Source organism: Methylobacterium sp. B1, from assembly GCF_000333255.1.
Classification (GTDB): domain Bacteria; phylum Pseudomonadota; class Alphaproteobacteria; order Rhizobiales; family Beijerinckiaceae; genus Methylobacterium; species Methylobacterium fujisawaense.
Window position 1 is genome coordinate 1 of the sequence record NZ_BACT01000935.1, and the last position, 3,717, is coordinate 3,717.

4 protein-coding genes are annotated in these 3,717 nt (G+C 71.7%); 1 reads left to right on the plus strand and 3 read right to left on the minus strand.

Annotation, left to right across the window (positions count from 1 at the left end):
• Positions 1 to 921 (plus strand): NCS2 family permease (locus I53_RS26315; protein ID WP_043356445.1); only part of this gene is annotated, 921 nt, incomplete at its 5' end.
• Positions 922 to 937: 16 nt separating this feature from the next.
• Here I53_RS26315 and I53_RS26320 read toward each other — a convergent pair.
• The 3 genes from I53_RS26320 to I53_RS26330 form a co-directional block, all read right to left on the minus strand.
• Positions 938 to 1,384, minus strand: a complete 447-nt coding sequence (locus I53_RS26320; RefSeq protein WP_043356447.1) for a PTS sugar transporter subunit IIA — start codon at positions 1,382 to 1,384, stop codon at positions 938 to 940.
• Between the two features lie 45 nt (positions 1,385 to 1,429).
• On the minus strand, positions 1,430 to 2,158 hold the full coding sequence (locus tag I53_RS26325) for a response regulator transcription factor (RefSeq protein ID WP_043356449.1): 729 nt from the start codon (positions 2,156 to 2,158) through the stop codon (positions 1,430 to 1,432).
• Positions 2,155 to 3,717: ATP-binding protein (locus tag I53_RS26330; protein WP_043356451.1), on the minus strand; the 1,563-nt coding region annotated here is incomplete at its 5' end. The genes I53_RS26325 and I53_RS26330, both read right to left, overlap by 4 nt.

The following is a 3,717-nucleotide window of genomic DNA, read 5'->3' on the forward strand; positions in this document are numbered from 1 at the left end:
GATCCGCGCTCCATGCGCATCGCCATCACGGTGGGGATCGGCCTGTTCCTGGCGATCATCGCGCTCAAGAATGCCGGCCTCGTGGCGGCGAATCCTGCGACCCTCGTCACCCTCGGCGATCTGCACAAGCCCGAGACGATCCTGGCGGTGGTCGGCTTCCTGATGGTGGCCGTCCTGTCCGCGCGGAAGGTTCGGGCGGCGCTGCTCGCCAGCATCCTGACGGTGACGGCTTTGAGCTTCGTGTTCGCCGGCAACACCTTCCAGGGTGTCGTCGCCCTCCCGCCTTCCATCACCCCGACGCTCTTTGCCCTCGACATCCCGGGCGCGCTCTCGGCGGGCCTGCTCAACGTGATCCTTGTCCTGTTCCTGGTCGAGCTGTTCGACGCCACCGGGACGCTGATGGGCGTGGCGAACCGCGCCGGGCTCCTGACAGACGGGCGGATGCGCCGCCTCGACCGGGCCTTGATGGCCGATTCCGTCTCGGTTTTCGCGGGCGCGCTTCTCGGCACGTCGAGCACCACGGCCTATCTGGAGAGCGCCTCCGGCGTGGAGGAGGGCGGCCGCACGGGGCTGACGGCCGCCACCGTGGCGGTTCTGTTCCTCGCCTGCCTGTTCTTCGCCCCCCTGGCCGGTGCCGTCCCGGCCTACGCCACGGCACCGGCGCTGTTCTACGTCGCCTGCCTGATGCTGCGGGAGTTGGTGGAGCTCGACTGGGACGATCTCACGGAGGTGGTGCCGGCCTGCGTGACGGCCCTCCTGATGCCCTTCACCTACTCGATCGCCACCGGCGTCTCCTGCGGGTTCATCACCTACGCGGCGTTGAAGCTGCTCGCCGGCCGGGCCCGGGAGGTGAAGCCGATCGTCTGGGTGATCGCGGCGGTGTTCCTGTTCAAGTTCGTCGAGACGGGCGGGGCGCATTGACGACCGGGCCGCACGGCTACCGGCGCATCGCCGCCTCATAGAGAGCCGCCGCATCCCGCGCCGCACGCATGGCCGCGGCGGCCTCGGGATCGCGCAGGCGCCGTGCCACGCAGGCCAGAGCGTTCAGCGGCTCGCCCTCGGCGGCCGTGGGGAGCAGCAACAGGAAGACGAGGTCCACCGGCCGGTCGTCGACCGCCTCGAAATCGATCGGCTCACGGAGCCGGGCGAGGATCCCGTACGGGCGCGTTATCGCGTCGAGGCGCGCATGCGGCAGGGCGATGCCGTCTCCGATCCCGGTCGAGCCGAGGGTCTCGCGCCGGACGAGCGCCGCATAAATCGCCCCCACGCTCAGGCCCAGGGCGCCGGCTGCACGGCGTGCCAGCTCCTCGAGCAACGCGCCTTTGCTGGCCATGCGCAAGCCGACGAGGGCGTCGGCCGGCACGAGGATCTGGTCCACGGTCATCGCGCGAAATCGCGGGCGCAGGGACGCATCGGGCTATCCTCGAGATCAGTGGGTCGCGGCGCCGTCGGCGGCGCGGGGATGCGGGACCGGCTCGTCGTCGGGCGCGCGCAGGCGGTAGCCGACGCCGGTCTCGGTCAGCAGGAGGCGCGGCCGTTCGGGATCGGCCTCCAGCTTCTGGCGAAGCTGGCGCACGTAGACGCGCAGATATTGCGGATCGGACGAGGACGGGACCGAGCGCATGAGCTGCGCGTGAGTCAGCACCTTGCCGGCATGCAGCACCAGGACGCGCAGGAAGTCGTATTCCCGCGGGGTCAGCTTCACCTCGGCCTCGTCGACCTTCACGATCCGGCGGACGAGATCGACCGAGAGGTTGTCGACGCGGAAGATCGGCCGCTCGCCCCGCGCGGCGAGCTGGTGGCGCATGGCGGCCCGCAGGCGGGCCAGCAGCTCCGCCATGCCGAAGGGCTTGGTCACATAATCGTTGGCGCCGAGATCCAGCGCCTCGACCTTGCCGCCCTCGTCGTCGCGGCTCGAAAGCACGACGACGGGCAGATCGGGATGGCTCGCCCGGACCGCCCGCAACAGATCGTGGCCGCGCATGTCGGGCAGGCCGAGGTCGAGGATTACGAGGTCCACTCCCTCGCGCCCGAGCAGCGCCAGGGCGGTCCGGGCGTCGGGCGCCTCCAGGACGGCGTAGCCCTGCGTGGCGAGGCCCATGCGCAGGAGCTTGCGGATCGGCGGCTCGTCGTCGACCACCAGGACCGTGGGGCTCATGCGGCGATGTCCTTGGGCGCAGTTCGGGCGGGCACGGGAAGGCTGATGGTGAAGCAGGCCCCGCTCCGGTCCCGGCGATTTCCGGCCGTGACCGTGCCGCCCATCGCCTCGACGAAGCCCCGGGAAATGGCGAGCCCCAGCCCGGTGCCGGCCCTGACCCGATCGCCCTTCCGGACGCGGTAGAACTTGTCGAACACCCGCTCGACATCCGCCTCGGGCAGGCCGTCCCCTTCGTCCAGCACGGCGATCCGGACCCGGTCGCCGGCGCGGCGGACCTGCAGGGTGACGGTCGAGCCCTCGGGCGCGTATTTGGCGGCGTTGTCCAGGAGATTGACCAGAACCTGTTCGAACAGGACGGGGTCGAGCGCCAGGGCCGGCAGGTCGGGCTCCACCTCCACGGCGACGCGATGCGCGGCGAGGATCTTCTGGGTGCGGCGCAGGGCCGTGTCGACGGTCTCGGCCACGTCCTGCGCGGAGAGGTTCGGCGCCACCGCGCCCGCCTCCAGCCGGGTCATGTCGAGGAGGTTGGCGATGAAGCGATTGAGCCGCTCCGATTCCTCGATGATCGTCGCCAGCAGCTCGGCCTTCGCGTCTGCCGGAAGGGCCGATTCGAGGTCGCGCAGCGTGCTGGCCGCGCCGAGCACCGACGCGAGGGGCGTGCGCAGGTCGTGGCTGATCGAGGTAAGCAGCGCCTGGCGCAGACGGTCGGTTTCGGCGGCGCGCTCGGCCCGGTCGAGATCCTCGACGAGCCGGACCCGCTCGATGGCGAGGGCGCCCATGTCGGCCAGGGCGTCGAGAAGGCGGCGGCCCTCCGGCGACAGGATCGGTCCGGTGCCGTCGGTATCGAGGCCGATCACCCCTATCGTGCCGCGCCCGGTCCGCATCGGCAGAAACAGCCGCTTGGCCCCCGGCAGCGTGTCGGCCCCGCGGCCCGCCGGCCGGTCGTTGTCGAAGGCCCATTGCGCCGCCGCCAGATCGGCCTCGTCCAGCATGTCCTCCGGCGGGTAGCCGGCCCGGACCGTGACGGCCTGACCGTCGGGCAGCAGCAGGACGACGCGGACCTTCAGCATCGCGGCGACCTGGGCGCAGGTGGCCCAGAGCACGTCGTCCAGGGTGCCGCAGGCGGCGAGCTTCCGCGAGAAGCCGAACAGCCGCTCGGTGGCCCGGGCGCGGCCCTGGCTGACCACCGCCACGCGGCGGGCGCGGGAGGCGAGGTTCGAGACCAGCACCGCCACCAGGGTGAAGAGCAGGAAGGCCGCGACGTTGGTCGGGTCGGCGATGGTGAGCGTGTAGACCGGCGGCAGGAAGAAGAAGTTGTAGGCGAGCGAGGCCGCCACCACCGCGGCGAGCGCCGGCCCGAGCCCCCAGCGCACCGCCACCGCGACGATGGCGGTCAGAAGGAAGAGGTCGGCGTTCTCGACGCCGGCATAGGGCTGAGCGAGGATGGCAGCGCCGAGTCCCGCGGCGACGGCCGAAAGCGCGACCGCGTAGGGCCGCGCCTCGAAGCCCCGACGGCGACGGGGCGACCGCGACGGGGCGGCGCGGCTGCGTCTTATCCG